The sequence below is a fragment of the Brachybacterium sp. p3-SID1565 genome (assembly GCF_025143785.1).
Lineage (GTDB): Bacteria > Actinomycetota > Actinomycetes > Actinomycetales > Dermabacteraceae > Brachybacterium > Brachybacterium epidermidis.
Map to the genome: position 1 here is coordinate 103,886 of NZ_JAMBDS010000002.1, position 22,960 is coordinate 126,845.

At 70.1% G+C, this 22,960-nt stretch carries 20 protein-coding genes and 1 tRNA gene; 8 read left to right on the top strand and 13 right to left on the bottom strand.

Annotation, left to right across the window (positions count from 1 at the left end; genetic code table 11):
• Window positions 1-15: 15 nt before the first annotated feature.
• Window positions 16-1,734: a phosphoenolpyruvate--protein phosphotransferase gene (gene ptsP / locus M4D54_RS01050; protein ID WP_259889698.1), complete on the top strand. Its 1,719-nt coding sequence runs from the start codon at window positions 16-18 to the stop codon at window positions 1,732-1,734.
• A 27-nt stretch (window positions 1,735-1,761) separates the two neighbouring features.
• Here ptsP and M4D54_RS01055 read toward each other — a convergent pair whose 3' ends face one another.
• Window positions 1,762-2,034, bottom strand: a complete 273-nt coding sequence (locus tag M4D54_RS01055) for an HPr family phosphocarrier protein (protein WP_259889706.1) — start codon at window positions 2,032-2,034, stop codon at window positions 1,762-1,764.
• A 128-nt stretch (window positions 2,035-2,162) separates the two neighbouring features.
• Between M4D54_RS01055 and M4D54_RS01060 the strand changes: the two genes are divergently transcribed.
• A complete protein-coding gene (locus M4D54_RS01060; RefSeq protein WP_259889708.1) occupies window positions 2,163-3,713 on the top strand; it encodes a lipase maturation factor family protein in 1,551 nt (516 codons plus the stop codon).
• 141 nt (window positions 3,714-3,854) lie between these two features.
• Here the strand turns inward: M4D54_RS01060 and M4D54_RS01065 are convergent, their stop codons facing one another.
• The gene (locus tag M4D54_RS01065) at window positions 3,855-5,546 is read right to left on the bottom strand and encodes a mannitol dehydrogenase family protein (RefSeq protein WP_259889711.1); all 1,692 of its coding nucleotides are present in this window, start codon (window positions 5,544-5,546) and stop codon (window positions 3,855-3,857) included.
• A 162-nt stretch (window positions 5,547-5,708) separates the two neighbouring features.
• On the opposite strand from M4D54_RS01065, the gene M4D54_RS01070 reads away from it, so the two are divergent.
• The 3 genes from M4D54_RS01070 (at window position 5,709) to ppc (ending at window position 9,464) form a co-directional block, all read left to right on the top strand.
• The gene (locus tag M4D54_RS01070) at window positions 5,709-6,185 is read left to right on the top strand and encodes a peroxiredoxin (protein WP_259790775.1); all 477 of its coding nucleotides are present in this window, start codon (window positions 5,709-5,711) and stop codon (window positions 6,183-6,185) included.
• 162 nt (window positions 6,186-6,347) lie between these two features.
• Window positions 6,348-6,437 (top strand) — tRNA-Ser (locus M4D54_RS01075).
• A gap of 195 nt (window positions 6,438-6,632) precedes the next feature.
• A complete protein-coding gene (ppc, locus tag M4D54_RS01080; RefSeq protein WP_259889713.1) occupies window positions 6,633-9,464 on the top strand; it encodes a phosphoenolpyruvate carboxylase in 2,832 nt (943 codons plus the stop codon).
• A gap of 250 nt (window positions 9,465-9,714) precedes the next feature.
• On the opposite strand, the gene M4D54_RS01085 is transcribed toward ppc, so the two are convergent.
• The 5 genes from M4D54_RS01085 to M4D54_RS01105 form a co-directional block, all read right to left on the bottom strand.
• Entirely contained in the window at window positions 9,715-10,512 is a 798-nt protein-coding gene (locus tag M4D54_RS01085; protein WP_259889715.1) for a hypothetical protein, read from the bottom strand.
• A 350-nt stretch (window positions 10,513-10,862) separates the two neighbouring features.
• Entirely contained in the window at window positions 10,863-11,879 is a 1,017-nt protein-coding gene (locus M4D54_RS01090) for an aldo/keto reductase (RefSeq protein ID WP_259889716.1), read from the bottom strand.
• A gap of 51 nt (window positions 11,880-11,930) precedes the next feature.
• Window positions 11,931-12,554 carry a GNAT family N-acetyltransferase gene (locus M4D54_RS01095; RefSeq protein WP_259889718.1) on the bottom strand — a complete coding sequence of 208 codons (624 nt, stop codon included), beginning with the start codon at window positions 12,552-12,554 and terminating at the stop codon, window positions 11,931-11,933.
• Window positions 12,551-13,612 (bottom strand): App1 family protein, encoded by a 1,062-nt coding sequence (locus M4D54_RS01100; RefSeq protein ID WP_259889721.1) that lies wholly within the window; start codon window positions 13,610-13,612, stop codon window positions 12,551-12,553. Before M4D54_RS01100 ends, M4D54_RS01095 begins: the two co-directional genes overlap by 4 nt.
• Window positions 13,609-14,094 (bottom strand): N-acetyltransferase, encoded by a 486-nt coding sequence (locus tag M4D54_RS01105; protein WP_259790762.1) that lies wholly within the window; start codon window positions 14,092-14,094, stop codon window positions 13,609-13,611. The genes M4D54_RS01100 and M4D54_RS01105 overlap by 4 nt, the downstream gene beginning before the upstream one ends.
• Before the next feature lie 206 nt (window positions 14,095-14,300).
• Here M4D54_RS01105 and M4D54_RS01110 point away from each other — a divergent pair, with 206 nt between their 5' ends.
• Window positions 14,301-14,834, top strand: a complete 534-nt coding sequence (locus tag M4D54_RS01110; protein ID WP_259889724.1) for a low molecular weight protein-tyrosine-phosphatase — start codon at window positions 14,301-14,303, stop codon at window positions 14,832-14,834.
• Window positions 14,835-14,950: 116 nt separating this feature from the next.
• Here M4D54_RS01110 and M4D54_RS01115 read toward each other — a convergent pair whose 3' ends face one another.
• The 6 genes from M4D54_RS01115 to M4D54_RS01140 form a co-directional block, all read right to left on the bottom strand.
• Window positions 14,951-16,051: a hypothetical protein gene (locus tag M4D54_RS01115; protein ID WP_259889725.1), complete on the bottom strand. Its 1,101-nt coding sequence runs from the start codon at window positions 16,049-16,051 to the stop codon at window positions 14,951-14,953.
• A gap of 234 nt (window positions 16,052-16,285) precedes the next feature.
• The gene (pgm, locus tag M4D54_RS01120; protein ID WP_193866562.1) at window positions 16,286-17,923 is read right to left on the bottom strand and encodes a phosphoglucomutase (alpha-D-glucose-1,6-bisphosphate-dependent); all 1,638 of its coding nucleotides are present in this window, start codon (window positions 17,921-17,923) and stop codon (window positions 16,286-16,288) included.
• A gap of 138 nt (window positions 17,924-18,061) precedes the next feature.
• On the bottom strand, window positions 18,062-18,931 hold the full coding sequence (locus M4D54_RS01125; protein ID WP_259889728.1) for a hypothetical protein: 870 nt from the start codon (window positions 18,929-18,931) through the stop codon (window positions 18,062-18,064).
• A gap of 83 nt (window positions 18,932-19,014) precedes the next feature.
• A complete protein-coding gene (locus M4D54_RS01130) occupies window positions 19,015-20,028 on the bottom strand; it encodes an inorganic phosphate transporter (protein WP_259889730.1) in 1,014 nt (337 codons plus the stop codon).
• The gene (locus M4D54_RS01135) at window positions 20,029-20,652 is read right to left on the bottom strand and encodes a DUF47 domain-containing protein (RefSeq protein ID WP_259889732.1); all 624 of its coding nucleotides are present in this window, start codon (window positions 20,650-20,652) and stop codon (window positions 20,029-20,031) included.
• 339 nt (window positions 20,653-20,991) lie between these two features.
• Window positions 20,992-21,624, bottom strand: a complete 633-nt coding sequence (locus tag M4D54_RS01140; protein ID WP_259889735.1) for a hypothetical protein — start codon at window positions 21,622-21,624, stop codon at window positions 20,992-20,994.
• A gap of 34 nt (window positions 21,625-21,658) precedes the next feature.
• On the opposite strand from M4D54_RS01140, the gene M4D54_RS01145 reads away from it, so the two are divergent.
• Window positions 21,659-22,306, top strand: a complete 648-nt coding sequence (locus M4D54_RS01145) for a PH domain-containing protein (protein WP_259889737.1) — start codon at window positions 21,659-21,661, stop codon at window positions 22,304-22,306.
• A gap of 72 nt (window positions 22,307-22,378) precedes the next feature.
• Window positions 22,379-22,960 (top strand): DUF4126 domain-containing protein (locus M4D54_RS01150; protein WP_259889739.1); only part of this gene is annotated, 582 nt, incomplete at its 3' end.

The window sequence follows — 22,960 nt, forward strand, 5'->3', positions numbered from 1 at the left end:
GACGAAAGGCCGCAGATGCCCCAGGTGACGGGAGTCGCAGTCAGCCCTGGACGTGTGGTCGGCACCATCCGGGCCATGGCACCACCGGTCGCCGAGCCCTCGGCCGGGGAGCGGATTCCCCGCAGCAGCGACGCGGTCACCGAGTCCGAGCGCATCCCCGTGGCGGCGGCATCCGCAGCCCGGGCCCTCGCCCGCCGGGCGGAGAGGGCCACGGGTGAGGCCCGCACTCTCCTGGAGGTGACCGCTCAGATGGCGGTGGATCCGTCCCTGATCCAGGCCGCGCAGGAGCTGGTGATCACCGGCCGGCTCAGCGCGGCTCGTGCGGTATGGGAGGCGGGCGACCAGGTGGCCCGCATGCTCGAGGAGCTGGGCGGCGACATGGCCCAGCGCGCAGCCGACGTGCGCGACGTGCGCGACCGGATCGTCGCCGAGCTTCGCGGGGAGCAGCCCCCGGGCATCCCCCAGGTCGAGGAGCCGTTCATCCTCACCGCGGTGGACCTCGCCCCCGCGGACACCGCCACCCTCGACCCGGACCGGGTGCTGGCACTGATCACTTCCGACGGCGGGCCCCAGTCGCACACCGCGATCCTGGCCCGCCACCTGGGCCTGCCGGCCGTGGTGGCCGCTCGCGGCATCCATGCCTTCCCCGACGGCACCGAGGTGTTCGTCGATGCCGGGGCGGGCACCATCACCGATGAGGTCATCGAGGATCACCACCGCTGCGCTGCCGCCTGGACGGAGCTGCAGAACCACCCCCTGGTCTACGGCGGCGGGGGCGCGTCGCTGGCCGACGGGACCGCCGTGCAGCTGCTGGCCAACATCGGCAGTGCGCAGGACGCCCTAGTGGCCGAGGCCGCGCACGCCGACGGCGTCGGCCTGTTCCGCACCGAGTTCCTGTTCCTCGACCGTGAGACGGCCCCGGGGGTCCAGGAGCAGGCCGAGGCCTACGGTGCGGTGTTCTCACGCTTCCCGGGCAGGAAGGTGGTGGTGCGCACCCTCGACGCCGGTGCGGACAAGCCGCTGCCGTTCCTTGTCGCGGGCCCGGAGCCGAATCCAGCGCTGGGCGTGCGCGCCTATCGCACCTCATGGGAGAGACCTTCTGTGCTGACGGACCAGCTCGATGCGATCGCGGTGGCCGCAGCGGCGTCGCAGGCGGAGGTATGGGTGATGGCACCGATGATCTCCACCGTCGAGGACACCGAGGACTTCGTGGCCCTGTGCCGTGAGCGGGGGCTGGGCCCGGCGGGGATCATGGTGGAGACACCCTCGGCGGCGATCACAGCCGATCGCCACCTGGCCGCCTGCGACTTCGCCTCGATCGGCACCAACGACCTCACGCAGTACACGATGGCGGCCGATCGCCAGCTGGGCGCCCTGGCGCATCTGAACACCCCGTGGCAGCCCGCGGTGCTGGCACTGGTGCGGTCCACCTGCGAGGGCGCGCGCCGGGTCGCGGAGGGCCCGACGGTCGACAGCGCGGTCGCAGACAAGCCGGTGGGGGTGTGCGGTGAGGCCGCCGGGGACCCGGCGCTGGCGGTGGTGCTGGTCGGGCTCGGGGTGAGCAGTCTGTCGATGGCGCCGCGCTCGCTGCCCCTGGTCGCTGCGGTGCTGGCCAGCGTCACTCTGGAGCAGGCGAAGGAACTGGCGGCGAGGGCCCTTGCGGCACGCACCGCCGCGGAGTGCCGCGATGCCGTTCGTGCGGGTCTGCCGATCCTCGGCGACCTCGGCATCTGAGAGGTCACGCTCCCGGTCGGAGCGGGGTCACTCCTGCTCGTCGAGATCCTTCTCCAGCAGGTCGCCCAGTGCATCGACCGACTCCTCGGCGCCCTCACCCTCCGCGCGCAGCACCACCTCGTCGCCGTGGCCGGCTCCCAGCGTCATCAGCATCAGGATGCTGGAGGCCTTCACGGCGCTGCCGCCCACCTTCTCGATGGTGACGACGGCCGGCTGCTCCGCTGCAGCCTTGGCGAAGATGCTGGCCGGCCGGGCGTGCAGGCCCGATCGGCTGGCGATGGTGACGGTGCGTTCTGCCATGGTGGGTGCCTTTCGGTTCTCCGCTCGGGCGGCGGGGTGTCCAGGTGGACGATAGCCGACCCGATCCCAGAGATGAACTGCGCTGCGCCGAGGCGTCACAATGCTGGGGACCGAGGAGGTGAGCAACAGTGGACCTCAGCACCTGGCTGGCGCTCCTGGACGCCGACGACCGCACCATCGCCCGCGAGGTGATCCAGCGCGGGGTGGCGGCGGTCTACGTGATCGCGTTCCTGTCCACGTACCACCAGTTCCCCGCACTGCTGGGGGAGCGGGGCCTGCTGCCGGCGCCCGAGCACCTGGCGCGTCCGTCGTCACGGCGCAGCCCCAGCCTGTTCCACTGGCATCGCACCCCGTACAGCGACCGTCGGCTGCGGGCGATGTGCACCGTGGGCATGCTGCTGGGTGCCTCCGTGGTGGTCGGGCTGCCGCAGCAGGGGCCGGCCTGGACCACGATCCCGGTGTTCCTGGCGATGTGGGGCCTGTACCTCTCGATCCACAGCATCGGCCAGAGGTTCTACGGCTTCGGCTGGGAGTCGATGCTGTTGGAGGTCGGCTTCGTGGTGGGCTTCCTGGGCTCGCACGCGGTGCCCCCGCCCACGCTGATCCTGCTGTTTTTGATGTGGCTGCTGCTGCGCCTGGAGTTCGGGGCGGGCATGATCAAGATGCGCGGCGACACCGCGTGGCGGGACCTCACCGCCATGGACCACCACCATCAGACCCAGCCGATGCCCGGCCCGCTGAGCCGGTGGGCGCACCTGAAGCGGCGCTGGTGGCACCGCTGCGAGGTGCTGGGCAGCCACGCCGTGCAGCTGGGAGTGGTGTGGCTGATCCTCGCGCCCCAGCCGATCGCCTCGATCGCCGCATGCCTGATCATCCTCACTCAGCTCGCGCTGGTGCTCACGGGCAACTACGCCTGGCTGAACTGGCTCACCATCATCGTCGCGTTCAGCGCGATCAGTGATTCCTTCCTGCGATGGGTCGTGGGAGGCCCCTGGCCGGGGTGGGGCCTTCCGCTGAGCGGCACCCCGGGGGCCGACGGGGGAGCCGGTCAGGGCACTGATCCGGTCATCGGCCCAGGAGCAGGCGCGCACTCCCCGCTGTGGTGGCTGCTGCTCACCGGTGCGGTGTTCACCTGGCTGCTGGTGCTGAGCTGGAAGCCGCTGCGGAACCTGTTCTCCCGCCATCAGCTGATGAACGCCAGTTTCAACCGATGGCACCTGGTCAACGCCTACGGCGCCTTCGGATCCATGACCAAGCGCCGCCTCGAGGTGGTGATCGAGGGGACCATGAGCAGGTCGCCGCAGGAGGGGGACTGGCGGGCCTACGAGTTCAAGGGCAAGCCCGGGGACCCGGCCCGGCGGCCCCGACAGTTCGCCCCGTACCACCTGCGGCTGGACTGGATGATGTGGTTCCTGGCCCTGCGGCCCGGCGCCGAGGGGTGGTTCGTCGCACTGCTGGAGAAGCTCGCCGAGGGTGACCCCGCGGTGCGCCGCCTGCTGCGCATCGATCCTTTCGATGGTGCGCCGCCGGCGCGGCTGCGGGTCAAGCTGTACGACTACAGGTACACCACGGCCCAGGAGAAGCGGGAGACGGGGCACTGGTGGGCCCGCACCGACCTGGGGATCCTCGCCACGATGGACGGCGCTGCCGACGGTGCAACGGACCGCTCGGCAGATTGACTCCTGCACTCGGGGCATGGACGCCGATGACCCTGGTGATGGGGGTGCAGCGACTGATCGGCAGGGCCGCCCCTCGCTAGCAGGCAGGGCGGCCCCGCACTGATCACGTGGAGGACTTCTTGCCCTTTCCGGCGGCCTGCATCAGCAGGGAGGCGCCGATGCCGAGCATCCACACGTCCTTGGCCAGGGCGGTGCCGTCTGTCGAGCCTGGGTGCCTGTCGCGTCCGACGTGCCTGTCGCGTCCGACGTGCCTGTCGCGTCCGACGCCGGTCGATCCAGGGGGCCGGGGTCGGGCGTCTGGCCGGCGTCCGTTCCGGCGGTGGGAGGTCGACCAGGCACCGGGACCAGCAGGTCCAGCACGGCGGTGGCTCCCCTGGCGTGCAGCAGCGAGAGGGCCTGCCGATAGGGAGTGGTGAAGCGGTCATCGTCCACCAGGTCCCCGAACAGCGACCGGTCCCGCAGGAACGCCAGGTCATCACCGGTGCCGCCCTGCTCCACCGGCAGCTGGGCGCGTGCGGCCGCCATCACGCGGTCCTGCAGTGCGTCCACCACCGTGATTGGCTCGCCCTGCTCGTCCACGCCCTCGGCGTAGCGGGCCCAGGCGGCGATCACCGCCGCGCAGCAGTGCACCGGCCCGTCCTGAGCCAGTCGGTCCCGCACCACCGGCACCAGCCAGGGCGGGATCCGGTTGGATGAGTCCGCGCACAGCCGGGCCAAGGTGTCGCGCACGTGCTCGTTGCCGTAGCGCTTCTCGAGGGTGTCGGTGTACTCCTGCAGGTCCACCCCGGGGACCGGAGGCAGCGTCGGTCGAGCCTCCTCCGTCCAGTAGCGCCTCAGCAGGGACACGATCCGTGGATCGCCCATGGTCTCGTGCGCGTAGCGATGGCCCGCCAGGTACCCGAGGTAGGCGATCGCCTGGTGGGTGGAGTTCAGCAGGCGCAGCTTCATGTGCTCGTACGGCTCGACGTCGTCCACCAGTTGAGCGCCCACCTGCTCCCACGGTGGCCTGCCGGTGGGGAAGTCGTCCTCGATCACCCATTGCTCGAAGGGCTCGGCGATCACGGGCCAGGCGTCGTGCACCCCCAGGGCGTCGTCGTTCTCGACGATGTCGGCCTCCGCCGTCACCGGCGTGATCCGGTCCACCATGCTGGAGGGGAAGCGCACCGACTCGCGCATCCATGAGCCCAGTTCCTCGTCCAGTGCCGAGGCGAAAGTGGTGAAGGCCGTGCGAGCCACCTCCCCGTTGCCCTGGAGGTTGTCGCAGCTGAGGACGGTGAAGGGCGGCACCCCGCGCTCACGCCTGCGCGCCAGCGCGGCTGTGACTACGCCGAACACGGTCCGAGGTGCGGCTCCAGGGGCGAGGTCCGCGGCGACGCCGGGTGCGGTGAGGTCGAAGGAGCCGTGCGTGCGGGAGACGTTGTACCCGCCCTCGGTGACCGTGAGCGTCAGGATGCGGATCGCGGGATCGGCCAGCCTCTCCAGCACCGCCTCCAGGTCCGTGGGGGCATGGAGGTACTCGACGAGGCTGCCGATCACCCGCCGCTCGCGGGTGCCGTCCGGATGCTTGAGGACCAGCGTGTACAGGCCGTCCTGTGCCGTCAGTGCGTCCCGCATGTGCGCGTCCGAGTCCAGCAGGCCGATGCCGCAGATCCCCCAGTCCCGGGCGGCTCCCTGCTCGAGCAGTCGGTCCAGGTACATCGCCTGGTGGGAGCGGTGGAAACCGCCCACGCCGATGTGTGCGATGCCTACCTTGATCCCCGTCCTGTCGTATGTGGGGCGCGCCACCTCCGGGGGCAGTGAGCCCAGGGTGGCGGTGGAGAGTCGCTCGGTCATCGGGTCCTCCTCGACGGTTCCGTGGCATCGAACCTATCCGGCGTGAGCGGCCGGTGGGGGCGGTCGGTCGATCAGGCCCTGCCGGGATCCCGACCCGGCCATACTGGGACCGCCGCGCGATCCCGCGCATTCGTGCCACCCGACCATCAGGAGTCCTGCCCCGTGAGCACCGCCCCCGTGAAGCTCGCCATCGGCGACGCCGCCCCCGCCTTCGACCTGCCCACCGCCGGAGGTGGCCGAGTGACCCTGGAGGAGCTGCGCGGAGCACCGGCCGTGATCTGGTTCTACCCGGCAGCGAACACCTCGCTGTGCACCCGGCAGGCGTGTGACCTGCGGGACAACCATCAGATGTTCCTCGACGCGGGGTATCGGGTCGTGGGGATCTCCCCGGACCCGGTGGAGGCCCTGGACAGGTTCGTCGCCGAACAGGATCTGCCGTACACCCTGGCCTCGGACGAGTCGCACCAGACCATGGCCGCCTATGGGGCGTGGGGGGAGAAGAACATGTACGGGCGGATCGTGGAGGGGACCATCCGCTCCACCTTCGCCATCGACGCCGAGGGCGAGCTCACCCTGGTGAAGTACCGCGTGGGCACCCCGAAGCACATCGACCTGCTGCGCACCACGCTCTCGCTGTGAGGCTCCTGCGTCGGCAGCTGCGGGAGGGACTGCTGCGTGCTGCTGCATTCCGCGGTCACCTCACGGTGTGATGGGTGTGATGCGCGGCTGATCAGCCACTGTCGCTTTGGTGGTGCCCCGGCCCTCCCGTATGCTGTATCGGCGTGCCGTCCGACGGCACCAGGAGACGTGGCAGAGCGGCCGAATGCGCTCCCCTGCTAAGGGAGTAGGTGGTGATAAACCGCCTCGGAGGTTCAAATCCTCTCGTCTCCGCCCATTGCCAGGGCCCCGGCGATCCGTGCCGGGGCCCTCGTCGTTCCCAGGGCGTGCCCGCCGGGTGCCGCTCTGCGGTCGCCCGCGATGGCCCGCCTGCCGCTGCGCGGTAGTCTGGCCCCGTTCATCCGCGCCGCGGCGGTCGCCCTCAACGTCGGTGACCGCTCCGTGTCGCCGTCTTACCCAGGAGGCCCCGTGCCCGATGCCGACGCCATCCGCGTTCCGACCCTGACCAGCGAGTTCCCTGTCGTCGGGGACGATCCGCACATTGATGCACCTCTGAGAGCGACCGTTCGCAGACTCTCCACCCTGCTGGGCCGCACTCTCGCTGATCAGAACGGCCAGGAGCTGCTGGATCTGGTGGAACAGGTGCGTCAGCTCACCAAGGAGGCGAAGGCCTCCCACAGCACGGTCGAGGCGCGCGAGGTGCAGGAGCGCCTGGCCCGGCTGCCGATCGAGCAGGCCACGGCCCTGACCCGAGCCTTCACTCAGTACTTCCTGCTGGCCAATGCGGCCGAGCAGGTGTACCGAGTGCGCGCTCTCGCCGAGCGCCCCACCGCCGACTCCTGGATTCCGCGCACCGTGCGGGCGATCCATGAGGAACTGGGCGCCGAGGGCCTGCAGAAGGCGGTGGACTCGCTCGACGTGCGCCTGGTGTTCACCGCGCACCCCACCGAGGCGTCCCGACGTGCAGTGCTGACCAAGCTGCGCAGGATCTCGGACCTGTTGGAGACGGACACCGAGGAGGGCAGTGTCGAGCGGCGCCGTCAGGACACCGCACTGGCGGAGCTGATCGAGTCGCTGTGGCAGACCGACGAGCTGCGCCGCCAGCGCCCCACTCCCCAGGACGAGGCCCGCAACGCCCTGTACTACCTGCGGCAGATCTACTCCCAGACCATGCCGGCGATGCTGGACGACCTCCGAGACGAGCTGCGCACGTACGGAGCGGAGCTGCACGACCGCGAGGTGCCGCTGCGGTTCGGCTCCTGGATCGGGGGTGACCGCGACGGCAACCCGTACGTCACCGCCGAGGTCACCCGGGAGGTGCTGCAACTGCAGGCCGACACCGCGATCGACATCGCCATCGAGGCCATCAACGAGCTGATCGTCGAGCTGTCCGTCTCCAGCGCCCTCACCGGCGAGGACGAGGAGCTGACCGCCAGCCTGCGGGCCGATCTCGAGCACGTCACCGACATCGACGGGGTGCAGCAGGAGCTGTACCTGGAGGAGCCGTACCGGTTGAAGCTGGGGGCGATGCGCTCGAAGCTGCGTGCCACCCGCAGGCGGATCCACAGCGGTGAGCCGCATGTGCCGGGGCGCGACTACCGCGACGGTGCGGAGCTGCAGGACGACTTCACGGTGGTGCGCGAGGCGCTGCGCCGCCACGGCGCCACCCGCATGGCGGACGGGGGACTGGCGATCGCGCAGCTGGTGCTGGCCGGTTCGGGCCTGAACCTGGCCACGCTGGACGTGCGTGAGCACGCCGAGAAGCACCACGAGGTGCTGGTGCGGCTGTTCGACCAGGTGGGGGAGCTGGAGACCCCGTACTCCGATCTCGACCGCACCCAGCGCACCGCGGTGCTGTCCGCGGAGCTGGCTAGCCGGCGTCCGCTGGTGGGCTCGGCCATCACCGAGGACGAGACGATCCTGGACGACTCCACCCGCACCACGTTCAACGTGTTCCGGGAGATCCGCGACGCGCACCGCACCTACGGGCCCCATGTCATCGAGACCTACATCGTCTCGATGACTCGCGGGGCCGATGACGTCCTCGCCGCGGTGCTGCTGGCTCGCGAGGCCGGGCTCGTGAACATCGCCGGCGGCGACGAGAAGAACCGCTCCGACATCGGCTTCGTACCGCTGCTGGAGACGGTCGAGGAGCTGCGTCACGCCGGGGAGATCCTGGACGAGCTGCTGAGCGACCCCTCCTACCGCGAGGTGGTGCGCCTGCGCGGGGATCGCCAGGAGGTGATGCTGGGCTACTCCGACGGCAACAAGGAAGCCGGCGTGATGACCAGCCAGTGGGAGATCCACCAGGCGCAGCGTCGTCTGCGCGACGCCGCTGCGCGGCACGGGGTGACCCTGCGTCTGTTCCACGGGCGCGGCGGCTCCGTGGGCCGCGGTGGCGGGCCGACGTACGACGCGATCCTGGCCCAGCCCTACGGGGTACTGGAGGGGGAGATCAAGTTCACCGAGCAGGGCGAGGTCATCTCCGACAAGTACATGCTCCCCACGCTGGCGCGGGAGAACCTCGACCTGTCCCTCGCGGCCGTGCTGGAGGGATCCGCCCTGCACACGCAGCCGCGCACCACACCGGAGCAGCTGGTGCGCTTCGGCGAGGCGATGGAGACGGTCTCCGATGCGGCGTTCGCGGCGTACCGGAAGCTGGTGGACGATCCGGACCTGCCGGAGTACTTCGTGACCTCCACCCCCGTGGAGCTGCTGGGCGACCTGAACATCGGCTCGCGGCCCTCGAAGCGGACGACCTCGGAGAAGGGCCTGGACGGCCTGCGGGCGATCCCGTGGGTTTTCGGCTGGACGCAGTCGCGGCAGATCGTGCCGGGCTGGTTCGGCGCCGGCTCCGGGCTGAAGGCCGCGCGGGAGGCCGGGCTGGAGCCGGACCTGCACGACATGCTGCGCCACTGGCACTTCTTCCGGACCGTCATCAGCAACGTCGAGATGACCCTGGCCAAGACGGACATGCAGATCGCCGCGCACTACGTGCACTCCCTGGTGCCGGAGCGGCTGTGGCCGCTGTTCGAGACCATCCGTGCGGAGTACAACCTGGCGGTGGAGGAGATCGAGCGGCTCACCGGCGTGCTGGGCCTGCTGGACAACCAGCCGGTGCTCAAGCGCACCCTTGCCGTGCGCGATCGTTATCTCGATCCGATCTCGTACATGCAGGTCGCGCTGCTGCAGCGGGCCCGAGCGGCCACCGAGCGCGGGGAGCAGCTGGAACCGGATCTCCAGCGAGCCCTGCTCACCACGATCAACGGTGTGGCGGCGGGCCTGAAGAACACCGGCTGATGCAGCCGGGCCCCCGGCTGATGCTGCCGGGCCCCGAGATGCTCCCGGGCCCCGGCGCGTCCGATCCGTTGTGCCTGCCGCGGGACCGGGCTCGCGGCACTCGATGCGGGACGCATCTCAGAACCATCTCGTGGTTCTGAGATGCGCCCTACTCCGAGCAGAAGCACCCGGTATGTCATAAAAGGTGCCCGGAGCCCGGGCATGCTTCCGATCGGCTCAGACCACCGGTGGGTTCGGACGGCCGGCGGGGTCAGGCCGCCGCCCGGCGAGTTCTCGATGCAGCCCGGAACACCGCGACGAACCCCTGCGGGTCATCCAGATCTGCGAGGGACAGATGGAGCACGATCCATCCCAGCTGCAGGAGATCGGCTTCGCGGAGTCGAGCTTCCCGACGGGAGCGTGGCGAGTTCGAGGAATCGGTCCACAGGATCCCGATGCGCGACTCGGGATAGGCGAAATCCACCATCACGCTGATCCCGGGGATGTCCGTCGCGAGGGACAGGTTCTCGACAGGTGGCGGGACTCCAGCGAGATGGAAGAACCGGCGGATACGTGTATGGATGCCGCTCGGCACATCCGGTCGGGCCCGCCACAGCGCTTGGCGTAGCCGCGCCTTCCCGGGCATGGGAGCACCGATCGATGCGAATCGCCAGATCTCCTCGCGCGAGCGACGACGGTGTTGTGCCGCTGGACCCATCAGGTGATCCAGCACGAGAACCATCTCCTCCGTGCTCAGCATCGTCGCCAGACCGCACAGAAGAGCGGGCATGCCGACGGTGGGCAGCGGCTCGCGCGCGGTCTGACCCGGATTGCTGAGCCGATGGGTGGTGACCTGTGGGCCGGCGCGGCGACGGTCGGCTGCCGTGACCGTCACATGGAGCGTCCCGCCCGTGGCGTACCGGGCGTGATCCGGAAGGGGCAGGTCGCACAGTTCAGCTGCAGTGGTGTGGCTGAGGAGAGCCCCGGGCAGCCTGGCCCGCACGAGCACATCTGCGATGTCGAACAGCGGGGCGGGATCGCTCGATGGCGTGACGTGCCCGCTGAACACGTCGGTGAACTCCGATGAGGCGAGGCGCCGCGGGTGCACTCCGGCCGCACGAAGCTCAGCGCGAGCGAGCACAGCGCCCCGCGGTGGGCGCGTTCGGGAAGACATGGCCCGAACTTAGGGGCCCTGCACCGGTGATGCATGGGGAGGAACCTCGATGTGGATCCGGCCCGGTCAACCGGTGGGGAGCTCGCTGATCTGCGGCGATGACAAGCGGGGCGCATCTGGGAACCATGTGTGGTTCTCAGATGCGCCCCGCTCTCAGCGTGTGTGACCGACTTTCGGACCTGGGCTTTCAACCCGCCCGATGCGTGTGCTGCTCGGCCTCGGAGCACCCGGCCTGCTGCGGTGAGTCAGCGGGCGGTGCCGTCGATCGCGAACTCGTCGATGCGGCGCAGTTCCTCATCCGTGAAGTCGAGCTTCTGGAGGGTCTGGATGTTCTGCTCGAGCTGGTGCACGGACGAAGCGCCCACCAGTGCAGTGGACACCTGTGGATGGCGCAGCGCCCAGGCCAGCGCCATCTGCGCGAGGCTCTGCCCGCGCTCGTGGGCGATGTCGGACAGGCCGCGAACGCGCTTCTGGTACTCCGGGTCGCGGGCTTGCTTCTCGCTGAGCGATGGCGAGGAGCTCCCGGCCCGCGAGGACTGCGGCACACCGGACATGTAGCGGTTCGTGAGCAGTCCCTGCTGGAGGGGGGAGAATGCCGCCAGGCCGATGCCGAGCTCCTCCGCCGTCTTCAGCAGCCCGTTCTCGATGTGACGGTTGAACATCGAGTACGAGGGTTGATGGATCAGCAGCGGAGTGCCCATGTCAGCGAGGATCCTCGCGGCTTCTCGGGTCTTCTCCGGTGAGTAGTTGGAGATGCCGACGTACAGCGCCTTCCCGGAGCGCACCGCTTGGTCCAGTGCTCCCATCGTCTCCTCCAGCGGAGTCTCCGGATCCTCGCGGTGGTGGTAGAAGATGTCCACGTAGTTGAGGTCCAGCCGCCCCAGGGACTGGTCCAGGGAGCTCAGCAGGTACTTGCGGGAACCGCCGTCACCGTAGGGACCGTCCCACATCTCGTAGCCGGCCTTGGTGGATATCACCAGTTCGTCACGATGATTGCTGAAGTCCTGGTCGAGGATCCGACCGATGTGGGTCTCGGCGCTGCCAGGGGGAGGGCCGTAGTTGTTGGCAAGGTCGAAGTGCGTGATGCCCAGGTCGAATGCGCGGCGCACGATCGTCCTCAGCGCCAGCGGATCCCGGTTCTCACCGAAGTTCTGCCACAGTCCCAGCGAGATGGGCGACAGCTTCAGCCCGGAACGGCCCACACGCCGGTACGGGGTGTTGGCGAAGCGATAGGCGGCGGGGGAGTAAGCGTCCATGCTCATGGGCCCAGCCTATCCTGGGACGCACTTCACAAGAGGGACGAACGTCGCAGGTCAGCGGCCTGCCGAAGTCGGCAGGAGCGTCCGCACCATCCGCTCCATCCTCAGGCCGGGCTCCACGAGCAGGGATGGATCGGCCGGGAACGGGAGGGTGCCCTCCATCGTCTGGAACCCGCGACGCTCGTACCACGCGCGCAGCTCGGGGCGGTTCTGCAGGACGCACAGCTCGATGCGGCGCACACCGTCCTGTGCACGGCGTGCCACGTGCGCTTCGATCAGTGCCCGTCCCACTCCGGCGCCCTGCGCGGAGGGGCTGACGGCGAACAGTCCGAGTTCCGCCCGCTGGGGCTCATCCGGGTCCCGGCGGGTGTAGCAGCATCCCAGCACCGTCAGGGCGGCAGCGGGCGCCCCGGTCGGCCCCGTCGTCGGTTCTCGCGTCGGCCCCACCGTTGCCGGGCCCGATGCCGGCTGTCGCTGGGCCACCAGGAGCAGGGCGTGAGGATCCTCGAGCAGACCGCGCACTTCTGCTTCATCGGTGCGGTGTCCGCGCACCAGGTGCGCCTCGGTGGTCCATCCGCCCTCACCGCGGTAGGCGGACTGGACGATCTCCAGCAGGACCGGGATGTCGCAGGCGCGGGCCTGCCGGATCCTGACGGGAGCGAACTGGGTGCCTGTCACCGGGAGGCGCTGGCCTTGAGCAGACCGATCTGCTGGAGCTTCTTCAGCAGCCCGTGGCCGTCCGGTGCCTGCACCATCGGGGGGGTGGTGTCCTGCTCGGACGGCTCCTCGAGCGGCCGCGTGGTGCCGTGGGCGAGCAGCTGCTCCGACTCCGTGAGCTGTCGAATCGCGATCGCCTGCACGTTCTCCGGGCGCTTCTCGGCGAAGCGCGCGTAGATCGAGGGGTCGTGCTGGCCATCGTCTCCGATCAGCAGCCAGTTCACCTGTGGCAGGAAGGACGCCAGCTGCTCGAGCGAGCGCTCCTTGTGCTCCTGCCCGGAGCGGAAGATGCCGGTGTTGGTGGGGCCCCAGTCGGTCAGCAGCAGCGGACCGTCCGGGTAGCCGTTCTTGTGCAGGAACCGCTTCAGGACCGGGAACACGTTCCAGGCGCCGGTGGACAGGTACACCACCGGGCTGTCCGGATGCTCGCGCATGATCCGCTGGTAGAGCATCGGCATGCCGCGCACCACCTTGCGGGAGGACTGGTGGATCACGAACGCGTTCCAGAAGGCCAGCATCGGCCGCGGCAGCCACGTCACCATCACGGTGTCGTCGATGTCGCTGACCAGGCCCAGGCGCTCGCCATGGGCGTAGACGGTGACGGTGGCCGTGACCTCGTTTCCCGGAACGGTCCACAGCACCGCCTCGTGCTCACCCGGTTCGAGATCCACGTCCAGCCGCGCATCGACGATTCCGGTGCGGTCGGCGCGCTGGGTGTACTGCTTGTCGCCGATGGAGATGTGCACCTTGCGGTTGGGCGCGACCTGTGCGGTGAAGTTCCGCCAGCCGCGCACCGCCATCGAGCGCATGTCGTGCACCGGCTGGTCGTAGTAGTCGGCGGGCGTGCCCTTGGTGGCGTACAGGAGCTTGGCCAGGATCCTCACGTGCGAGGGGATGCCGTAGCCGTGGAACGGCTGCAGGCGGAGGTCCCAGCCCAGGCTGCGCAGGACACCGCCGACGATGCTGTTCTTGACGTCCTCGATCCGGGCCGCCCAGTGAGGGCGGTCGGTGGTGCTCAAAGCGCGCGAGCCATCTTGATCCAGGCACCGTCGGGATCGTCCTCGACGATCCGCCAACGGTCACCGGTGTCGCTGAAGCCCAGGCTCTCGTACACGGCCAGGGCGCCGGTGTTGGAGGGGCCGACGTACAGGGTGACCGTGCTCGCGCCGTCCTCGCGGGCCCACTCCAGCACGGCCTCGCCCAGCGCCTGGGCGATACCCGTCTTGCGGGAGGCCGGGGTCACCCACATGGCCTGGAGTTCGCGCTCGTCGTCGGGGGAGTCCTCCTCTTGACGCACCGCGACCACGCCCACGGGCTGACCGCTCTCCACGGCCAGGAACCAGGTGGCCTCGTCGACGCGCTGGCGCCACACCGAGTCGTCGTAGGTGGATTCCTTGTCCCAGCTCTGGCCGAAGGCCGAGGGGTCGGTGCTGAGCGAGCGTAGGCGGATCTCGCGCACGAGCGACCAGTCGTCGTCGTGGGCGCGGATGATGTCGGCCATGGCTGACCTCCTGGGCCGTCGATTTCGGGTGTGTGCGCGGGCTTCCCCCGCAGGGTCGCGAAGACCCCGCATGCCTTCCGTCGGCATTGTACGGGCCCCGGATGACGCGGGGTACGCGCATCCCATGCATCTGTCCGGTTCGGGTGCGGTTCCCCACGGTGCGCCGCAAGACTCCGCCCGCGCACCCGGCCTGGCACAATGGGCGAATGCCGACATTGCGCGTCCTCACCGTCTGCACAGGGAACATCTGCCGTTCCCCGGCGGCAGCGGTGATGCTGCGTGAGGCAGTGCGCGCCGAGGGGCTGTCCGAGCAGGTGGAGGTGGAGTCGGCCGGGACCAGCTGGGACGCCGAGGGCCTGCCGATGGATGAGCGCACGATGTTCGCCCTGGAGCGCGCCGGCTATCGGCAGCCCTTCGAGCACACCGCACGCACGGTGCACCTGTCCGAGCTCACGACCTGGGACCTGGTGCTGGTGATGACCTCCCAGCACCTGCAGTCGCTGCGGCGCATGATGGAGCAGATCCCGGAGGGGCAGGCCAGCCCCGAGGTGCTGCTGTGGAGGCAGTTCGACCCGGAGACCTCGATCGATGCCCGGAACGAGGACCTCGATGTGCCGGACCCGTGGTACGACGAGCAGGAGGCCTTCGACGAGACGGTCCTGGGCATGCAGCGCGCGGTCCCGTCGATCATGGCCCATGTGCGGCGCCTGCTGCGCGAAGAGCGGGATCGGCCGCGCTGACCTGCCCCGCAGGCGAGCTCGCCGTTGCACGAGCGATGCATCAGACGCACTGAGCGTCCAGGCCCACTGAGCGCTGAGGCGAGCGGAGGGATCACCCCGCTGGGCGAGCGAGAGGATCAGCTCCGTGGGTCGTCGGGGTCGGAATCCTCGATATTCACGGTGGCGTGTCGGCCGCGCCAGGTGGCACCCACGAATCCGGCCGCGGTGAGGAAGCCGACGCCGAGAGCTACCATCAGCACCTGGCGGATACGCCCGGCGGGACGGGAGTCGTTCTGGGTGATGGCATGGATCAGCCGGGTGAGGGGTCCGCTGTCCGATGACCCTGCTGGCCTGGCGGGGGGCTGGTCGGTGTCGTTCTCCAGCCGAGTCTCCGCAGCAGCCGCCTCATCGGCGTTCGGGGTCTGCGGTCCCGGGGTTCCGGGCGACGGCGCAGGCTGCGGGGAGGGGCTGCTGGGCTCGGCGGGCTCGACGGCACCCTCGGCCTCCGTTGCGTCTTCGGGCGGTTCCACCGGCTCCACCTCGTGGGCGTCCACGGGGGGTTCTATCGGCTCCGCCTGCTGGGCGGGCTGTTCCTCCGTGAGGGGCGGATCCTCGGAGGTGCCGGGGTCGACGTTCTCCTCGGCAAGTGGTTCCTCGGCCTCGGTCCTGCTGCCGTCCGTGGGATCCGGGGAGGGAGACTGGGGCGTCCTGATGGCACGCGCGCTCTCGGTGGGATCAGGTGATGTGGGTTGTGCCCCCGTGGGCGTCGGCTCTGACGGGGGCGTGGAGGAATCAGACCCGTCCGTTGGCTCGGGGTCGGTTGTCGGCTCCGGCTCCTGCTCGGGGTCGGTTGTCGGCTCCGGCTCCGGCTCCTGCTCGGGGTCGGTTGTCGGCTCCGGCTCGGGGTCGGGTGTCGGCTCTGAGTGCTCCTTTTCCCCCTCGGCAGGATCCCCGTCGCCGTCCTCCTCGGAAGGGGCACCTCCGTCGGGATCCTCGACCTTATCGTCGTCGGGATCAGCCTCGTCGTCCTTGCCGTTGCCGCAGCAGGACTCACGAGGGTCATCGCCGCAGGGGTGCCTCTTGCCTCTGCCATCGGGGGTCCCGCCGCGGGAGGCATCCGCCCCCAGGGCGAGGCTGACACCGATGCCGGCGACAGCAGCGGGCTGCTCTGCGGTCAGATCCGTGCTCGGCGACTGGGCAGCAGCCACCGGAAGAGCGATGGGGGCTGCGATCGCCATGGCGGCGGTGCAGACGCACATTCGTGCTCGCAATCGCATGGACGCGGTACCCCCTCTCTCTATCGCTCCCGCGCAGCGGGAGCCTCGGTGCCTTGGGTCCTGCGGTCCGGTCGGGAACATTACCCTACCGACTCTTTACCTTCGGCGTACCAGGGTGACAACGCGCGGACTCCGTTGCAAGAGCCCTGTGCATGGCGCCACGCCCTGGGCGGTGGTACCGCGCGGGCCAGGAGGTCAGTCGCTGAGGACCCCGTCCACGAGCGCCTTGGCCGCGTCCTGCACCTGTGCCAGGTGCTCATCACCGCGGAACGACTCCGCGTAGATCTTGTACACGTCCTCGGTGCCCGAGGGGCGTGCCGCGAACCAGGCCGACTCGGTGGAGACCCGCAGACCGCCGATCGCGCCCCCGGCAGGGGCTTCGGTGATGGCGGCGGTGATCGGCTCGCCGGCCAGCTCGTCGGCGGTGACCTCGTCGGCGCTGAGCGCCTTCAGACGCGCCTTCTGCTCCCGGTCGGCCGGGGCATCGATACGCGCGTACGAGCTGCGACCGAACTCCTCCACCAGCTCGGCGTGCAGCTGGCTGGGGGTGCGCCCGGTGACCGCGAGGATCTCCGAGGCCAGCAGCGCCAGGATGATGCCGTCCTTGTCGGTGGTCCACACCGATCCGTCCTTGCGCAGGAACGATGCTCCGGCGCTCTCCTCCCCGCCGAAGCCCACCGAGGAGTCGATCAGCCCGGGCACGAACCACTTGAAGCCCACCGGCACCTCGAACAGCTCGCGCCCCAGGGAGGAGACGACCTGGTCGATCAGCCGGGAGGACACTACCGTCTTGCCGACCTTGGCGCCTGCGGGCCAGTCGGGACGATGGGCGAAGAGGTAGCGGATGGCCACGGCCAGGTAGTGGTTGGGATCCATCAGCCCGGCATCGGGGGTGACGATCCCGTGACGGTCGGAGTCCGCATCGTTGCCGGTGGCGATGTCGAAGCTCGAGCGCTGCTCCAGCAGCGAGGCCATCGACCAGGGGCTCGAGCAGTCCATTCGGATCTTGCCGTCCCGGTCCAGGGTCATGAATCCGAACTGCGGATCGACGGAGGGGTTCACGACCGTGAGGTCCAGGTCGTGCAGCTCACCGATCGTGGCCCAGTAGTCCACGGCCGCGCCGCCCAGAGGATCGGCGCCGATGCGCACTCCGGCCCGCCGGATCGCCGCGATGTCGACCACGGAGGAGAGGTCCTCCACGTAGGTGTGGAGGTAGTCGTGACGACCGGCGTCCTGCAACGCCTTCTGGCGGCCGTGACGACGCACGTCCCGCAGGCCCGAGGCGAGGATCTCGTTGGCGCGATCCGCGATCCAGGAGGTGGCATCGGAATCAGCGGGACCGCCGTGGGGCGGGTTGTACTTGAAGCCGCCGTCCCGGGGCGGGTTGTGGCTGGGGGTGACCACGATGCCGTCGGCGCGGGAGGAGTCCTCGGCGCCCTTGCCCCGGTTGTGCACCAGGATCGCGTGGGAGATCGCCGGGGTGGGCGTGTAGCCGTCCATCGAGTCGATGAGGGTGGCCACCTCGTTGCCCGCCAGCACCTCGAGCGCGGTGTCGAAGGCGGGACGGGACAGGGCGTGGGTGTCGCGGCCGATGAACAGCGGACCGTGGATCCCCTGCGAGGCCCGGTACTCGACGATGGCCTGCGTGGTGGCGGCGATGTGGTCCTCGTTGAACTTCGCGTCCAGCGAGGAGCCGCGATGCCCGGACGTCCCGAAGGACACGGCCTGGTCCGGATCCGAGGGATCGGGGTGGATGTCGTAGTACGCATCGAGCAGCTCGTCGACGTCGACGAGGTCCTCGGTCTGTGCTTTCTGGCCTGCGCGGGGATGCATGTGCGGCGCTCCGTCCTCGGTGGTGGTCCTGCCAGACCACTGTAGGGGAGCAGGGTGATGCAGCGGCAGGCCAGGGTCGAGCGGTGAGACGGGACCACCGCCCCGGTCCACACCGCGGGGCGTCTTCGACCGGGAAGGTCAGCTGCGGCGTGAGCGCACGAGCTTCACGATGCCCACGATCACCAGCACAAGGCCCACGAGTCCAGTGAAGATGCCGATCGCGGGCCCGATGAGCAGCGGGCCGGCGATGCCGAACACGCTGTACGGACCCAGGTAGGCGGGTGCGTCGGTGCCCTCGCAGCTGACGGTGACCGTGGTGTCGGCGACCGCGGCCACCCCGATGGCCTGCTCGTAGGTGGAGCTGTCGCCGAAGGTGACGGTGCCCGAGGTGGGAACGATGGTGATCGACCCCTGATCGGGGGTCTCGGCCGTGCAGCTGCTGCCGGCCGCGTCCTCGGAGGGGATGTACACGATAATCATCTCGTTGGCGGCCATCGGCACCTCACCAGAGCTGCCCTGAAGCACCGTCGGTCCGCTGACCTGGTCCGACACGATCGAGCCGAAGGACCACACCAGCCCGCCGATGGTCACTGCCGGGGCGATGACGAGCAGCAGCACCAGGCCGACCACCAGGGGGATGATCCCACGTCGCTTCCGCGGATGGGTGGGCCCACCGGGTGCGGGCGCGGATGCCACGTAGGGGGAGGCGCCGACTGGGTGGCCGTGGGGTGACGCGCCGTAGGGATCCTGCGCGGGCTGCGGGGGCGCCTGGCCGGCCGAGCCGACGGGGGCCGAGACCGGGGACGGGGCACCGTACTGCTCCTGCCCGTCGTACCCCTGAGAGCCGTACCCCTGCGCCCCGTATCCCTGGCCGTCGTACCCCGCGACACCGGGCCCCTGTGCACCGGGCTGCCCCTGCGGAGCGGCGTCGTCCCTGCCGGGGACCGGACCGGGCAGCCCGTAGGTGGGGCGGCGTCGGCCGCCTGAGGTGCTGTCACGGTCGGACATCGGTCCTCCTTCTGCTCGGGGCCCGGCCTGCTCGGGGCCCGTCCAGGATATCGGCGCCCGCCGTCCCGGGTGGACGCCCGGTCTCAGCGCAGGCTGATGACCACGATGACCATTGCCAAGGACATCAGCCCGGTCCCGAACGGTGTCAGCAGCCACGTGAGCACGACGCTGCGAACGACGTTCCACTTGATGTGGCGCGGCCCCCGGGCCAGGCCCGCACCCACCACACCGGAGGCCAGCGTGTGGGAGGTGGAGATCGGCGCGTGGATCCCCGCGGCGAGCCCGGCGATCACCAGGACGGCCGAGCTCTCGGCGGCCAACCCCTGTGCGGCGGACAGATCGGTCATGCGCCGGCCGATGGTGCGGATGATGCGGTGGCCGCCCATGAGGGTGCCGGCCGCGACGGCCACCGCGATCGGGACTCCCAGGAACATGGTGGAGGCGGGCTCCAGGCCCGCGGACGCGGCAGCCACCATCGCCACCGCCATCGGGAGCCGCACGTCGTTCATTCCGTGGCCGGTGGCCACCGCGCCCGCGGAGACCGTCTGCGCGAAGCGGATGTGCCCGGTGCGCAGGCGCTCCGTGCGACCTATAGCCATGAGGGCCCGCATCGCCAGGTAGCTCAGCGCCACCGACAGCACCGGCCCCAGCAGAGTGGGGATCAGCACCAGGGCCGCGATCCGGTCCACGGAGCCCCCCTTGCCGAGGGCGAGGTACGCACCGGCCACCCCGCCGTAGAAGGCGTGCCACGTCGAGGAGGGCATCCCGTACCACCAGGTGCCCACCTCCCAGGCGAGCGTGGACAGTGCTATCGCGATCAGTGCGAAGGCCAGCAGGTCCGGGTCCCCCGCAGTGGCAGCGGCCATCTCCGTCAGACCCAGCAGTCTCAGCGCCCACGTCGTGGTCAGCACCAGGATCAGCAGGGCCAGCAGAGCGCCCAGCAGGTTCAGCAGGGCGGCCATGGCCAGCGCCGTCGACTCCCGCAGGGAGCGGGTCGCGATGGCGGTGGAGACCGCATTGGAGGCGTCGTGGAATCCGTTGACGTACGCGAGGGCCAGGGCGAGCCCCACCACCAGGACCAGCAGTCCGACGGACACTCAGGCTTCCTTGACCCGCAGCAGGTCCGCCAGGCGTGCGGTGCGCTCCTGCAGCTCGATGGTGCGGCCGATCGCCGAGGTGACGTCCCGGAAGGCGAGCAGGTCGGAGGAGGCCCCGCCGCGGCGGTACAGCTCAGCCAGCGCCTGCCGCACCAGCCGGTCGCCCTGCCGGCGAATCTTGCGCACCTGGGTGTAGTAGTCCTCGATGTCCGCCACTCGGTTCAGCGACCAGGTGGCCACCAGGGTGTGCTCGGCGGCGCGCTCGATGCCCTTGGCGGCCTCCAGCAGCGGTGTGGGCAGGGAGCCCACCCGGGTGAGCACGAGCAGCTCGGAGGTGTGCTCGAGGGAGTCGGTGGTATCGGCGATGGTGAGTGCGAACTCGTACAGCAGCTCTGCCTCGTACGGGGTGATCAGCGATTCCGCCAGACGGTTGGCGATGCGGCCGCACAGCTCCGTGGCGCGCGTGGTGTTCTCGTGCAGGGCGGGCAGGATCCGGCTGCGCTCGCGGTACCCGTGGCCGAGCAGACGGGAATGAGCGTCGGCGGCCTGCACCAGGATCTGCGCGAGCTCCCCGAACTGTCCGTACAGCGGACGTTCGACCCTGCGCGGGAAGAACAGGTCCACGCTCGCGCGCCTCCTCGTGGGGCCGGGCGGCACTCGCCGACCACAGCCGGGGGCCGATGACGTTGGTGCGCCGGACCGGGATGCGCCTGTCGGCGCGAAGGCCGCTCGAAGCGGCAGATGTTGGAGCCCGGGGCAACCGCGGCCCGGCGCATGAGCCATCGTAGAGCACCTGCCCTGAGGTGGGCCACCACGCGCGACGACGCCGATCTCACACCGTGCTGCCGGGCGATCTTGCGCAGACCTCGTCACAGCCGGGCCGGTGCTCCCACTGCCGCCTGGCCATCGCGGCGGTGGCTCCCGAATCTCACCGCGGGAGCCGGGGTGCCGGTGGCCCCGTCCTCACTCCAGCGTGCCGGCCTCCGCCTGGTGACCGGCGGCGACGAGTGCCTCTCCGGTGGACAGCAGCCGCTCGGCCTGCACCATCAGCCGCTCCTGCTCCGCCTCGTCGACGTCCTCGCGATCGGCCAGGTGGGCCGTGCCGTGGGCGGCCACCGTGGCCACCGCCCCTGCCCGGTTCAGGGCCAGCGCGAGGTCACCGGTGAAGGCGCCGCGCAGGATGTCGTCCATCGTGCGGCGCACCTGCTCGACGTCCGGCGGCTCCGCGATGCCGGAGAGGTAGCGCAGCCCCGGCACCGTGCGCGATCCGGCGCGATAGCGGCGCACCACGTCATCGCCGTTGCGCTGCACCCAGGTGTGCAGAACGTACAGCCGCCACAGCGCCCCGGGCAGGGTGGTCGCGGGGGAGGCCGACCACAGCGCCGCCAGGTCTCCCAGGCCCTCCTGCGCCACCAGTCCCACCACGCGGTCGACGACCTCCGGGTCAGCTGTGCGATACACCCCGTCCAGCAGTGCCTGTGCGGAGTCGTGGGCCAGATCCGTCGAGGACGCGGGATCCGGCTCGCCGGGGATCGCCTCCGCCGTGGAGGGGAACAGCGGTCCGGGCCGACGGAAGCGGGGGCCGGTGGAATCCATGGGCATGACTCTACGCAGGGTCTAGCCTGGATCCATGACGATCCCCCGCCATCTCGGCCCGGACACCGATCGCCGCGCACTGCCTGACTACAGCCGCAGCAGCGCCACGGTCGAGCGGATGGTGCAGGAGCTGCAGGGCCCGCGTGCGCGCGGTGCTCGCCCGATGGTGCGCGCCCTGCTGCCCGCCCATGCCACCAGGGACACCGTGGTGCGGCTGATCGTGGCGGCCCTGCTGCTGGGGGCCGCGCTGGTGATGGTGATCGTGGGGGTGCTGGTGTGGTCAGGGCTGGAGGATGGCCGCTCCCCGGGGCTGGGCATGCTGTTGGTGCTGCTGGGCCTGGGGGGACTGGCGCTCGTTGCCGGGCTGCTGGGTGCCCGATTCGTGATCACGGCCCTGGCGGCAGCCCGCTCCCGGGTGGAGATCTCCGATGACGGGCTGCGCGTGGTCGGTGCGCTCGGTGCACGCACGGTTCCCTGGTCGGAGGTGGTGGCGGTCGAGTCGCGCGTGGTGCACCCGGTGCACTGGCTCACCGCTGCCCTGCGCCTGCGGGACGGCAGGCGCGTGGTCATGCCCGCCTTCGACCGCCCCCTGTGGGAGTACTCCGCTCCGTCCGGCCAGGACATCCGAGCACTGCGCATCGAACTGCACCGGCGGGAATCCGAGCGACGCCCCCGTCGTTGACACCTCCGCAGTCCACACGATGAGACCGCCGGCCCGCCGGCAGGAGAAGGGGGGACCTCCATGGAGGCCCTGATGATGACGCTCAGCTCCGGCGTGGCAAGCGGCATGAGGCCCTACCTCATGGCCTTCGTCCTGGGCCTGTCCGGCCGCCTCTTCGCTCTTGAGCAGATCCCCGATGCGCTGCAGCGCACCGACGTGCTGGTGATCACCGGGATCCTGCTGGTGGTCGACTTCGCTGCCGACAAGATCGCGTTCCTCGATTCCTTCTGGGACCAGCTGCATACCGTGATCCGCCCCGTCGCCGGCGGTGCCATCGGCTACCTGGTGGGCGGGCAGACCGACACCACCTCCGCGATCGTGATGGCCGTGCTCGGTGCCGGTGCCGCGCTCGGCGTCCACACCACCAAGGCCACAGCCCGCGCGGCGGTCAACGTGTCACCTGAACCGGTGTCCAACGCACTGGTCTCCGTCGGTGAGGACGTGGCGGTCGTTGTGATCGCCGTGCTCACCGTCGTGCTGCCGGTCGTGGCGGGGATCCTGGCCCTGGTGATGCTGGCAGCCGGGCTCTACCTCGCGTACCGGATCCACCGGGCGTACCGGAACCTGCGCAGTCGCCTCGCCGAGGCACGGGCCAGACGCGCCGCCGGGGGCGCC

Coding starts and splice junctions, on each gene's coding strand:
- ptsP (WP_259889698.1), top strand. CDS start 16: ATGCCCCAGGTGACGGGAGTCGCAGTCAGCCCTGGACGTGTGGTCGGC.
- M4D54_RS01105 (WP_259790762.1), bottom strand. CDS start 14,094: ATGGCCGACATCATCCGCGCCCACGACGACGACTGGTCGCTCGTGCGC.
- M4D54_RS01145 (WP_259889737.1), top strand. CDS start 21,659: ATGACGATCCCCCGCCATCTCGGCCCGGACACCGATCGCCGCGCACTG.
- M4D54_RS01090 (WP_259889716.1), bottom strand. CDS start 11,879: ATGAGCATGGACGCTTACTCCCCCGCCGCCTATCGCTTCGCCAACACC.
- M4D54_RS01140 (WP_259889735.1), bottom strand. CDS start 21,624: ATGGATTCCACCGGCCCCCGCTTCCGTCGGCCCGGACCGCTGTTCCCC.
- M4D54_RS01110 (WP_259889724.1), top strand. CDS start 14,301: ATGCCGACATTGCGCGTCCTCACCGTCTGCACAGGGAACATCTGCCGT.
- M4D54_RS01125 (WP_259889728.1), bottom strand. CDS start 18,931: ATGTCCGACCGTGACAGCACCTCAGGCGGCCGACGCCGCCCCACCTAC.
- M4D54_RS01115 (WP_259889725.1), bottom strand. CDS start 16,051: ATGGCGATCGCAGCCCCCATCGCTCTTCCGGTGGCTGCTGCCCAGTCG.
- M4D54_RS01055 (WP_259889706.1), bottom strand. CDS start 2,034: ATGGCAGAACGCACCGTCACCATCGCCAGCCGATCGGGCCTGCACGCC.
- M4D54_RS01065 (WP_259889711.1), bottom strand. CDS start 5,546: ATGACCGAGCGACTCTCCACCGCCACCCTGGGCTCACTGCCCCCGGAG.
- pgm (WP_193866562.1), bottom strand. CDS start 17,923: ATGCATCCCCGCGCAGGCCAGAAAGCACAGACCGAGGACCTCGTCGAC.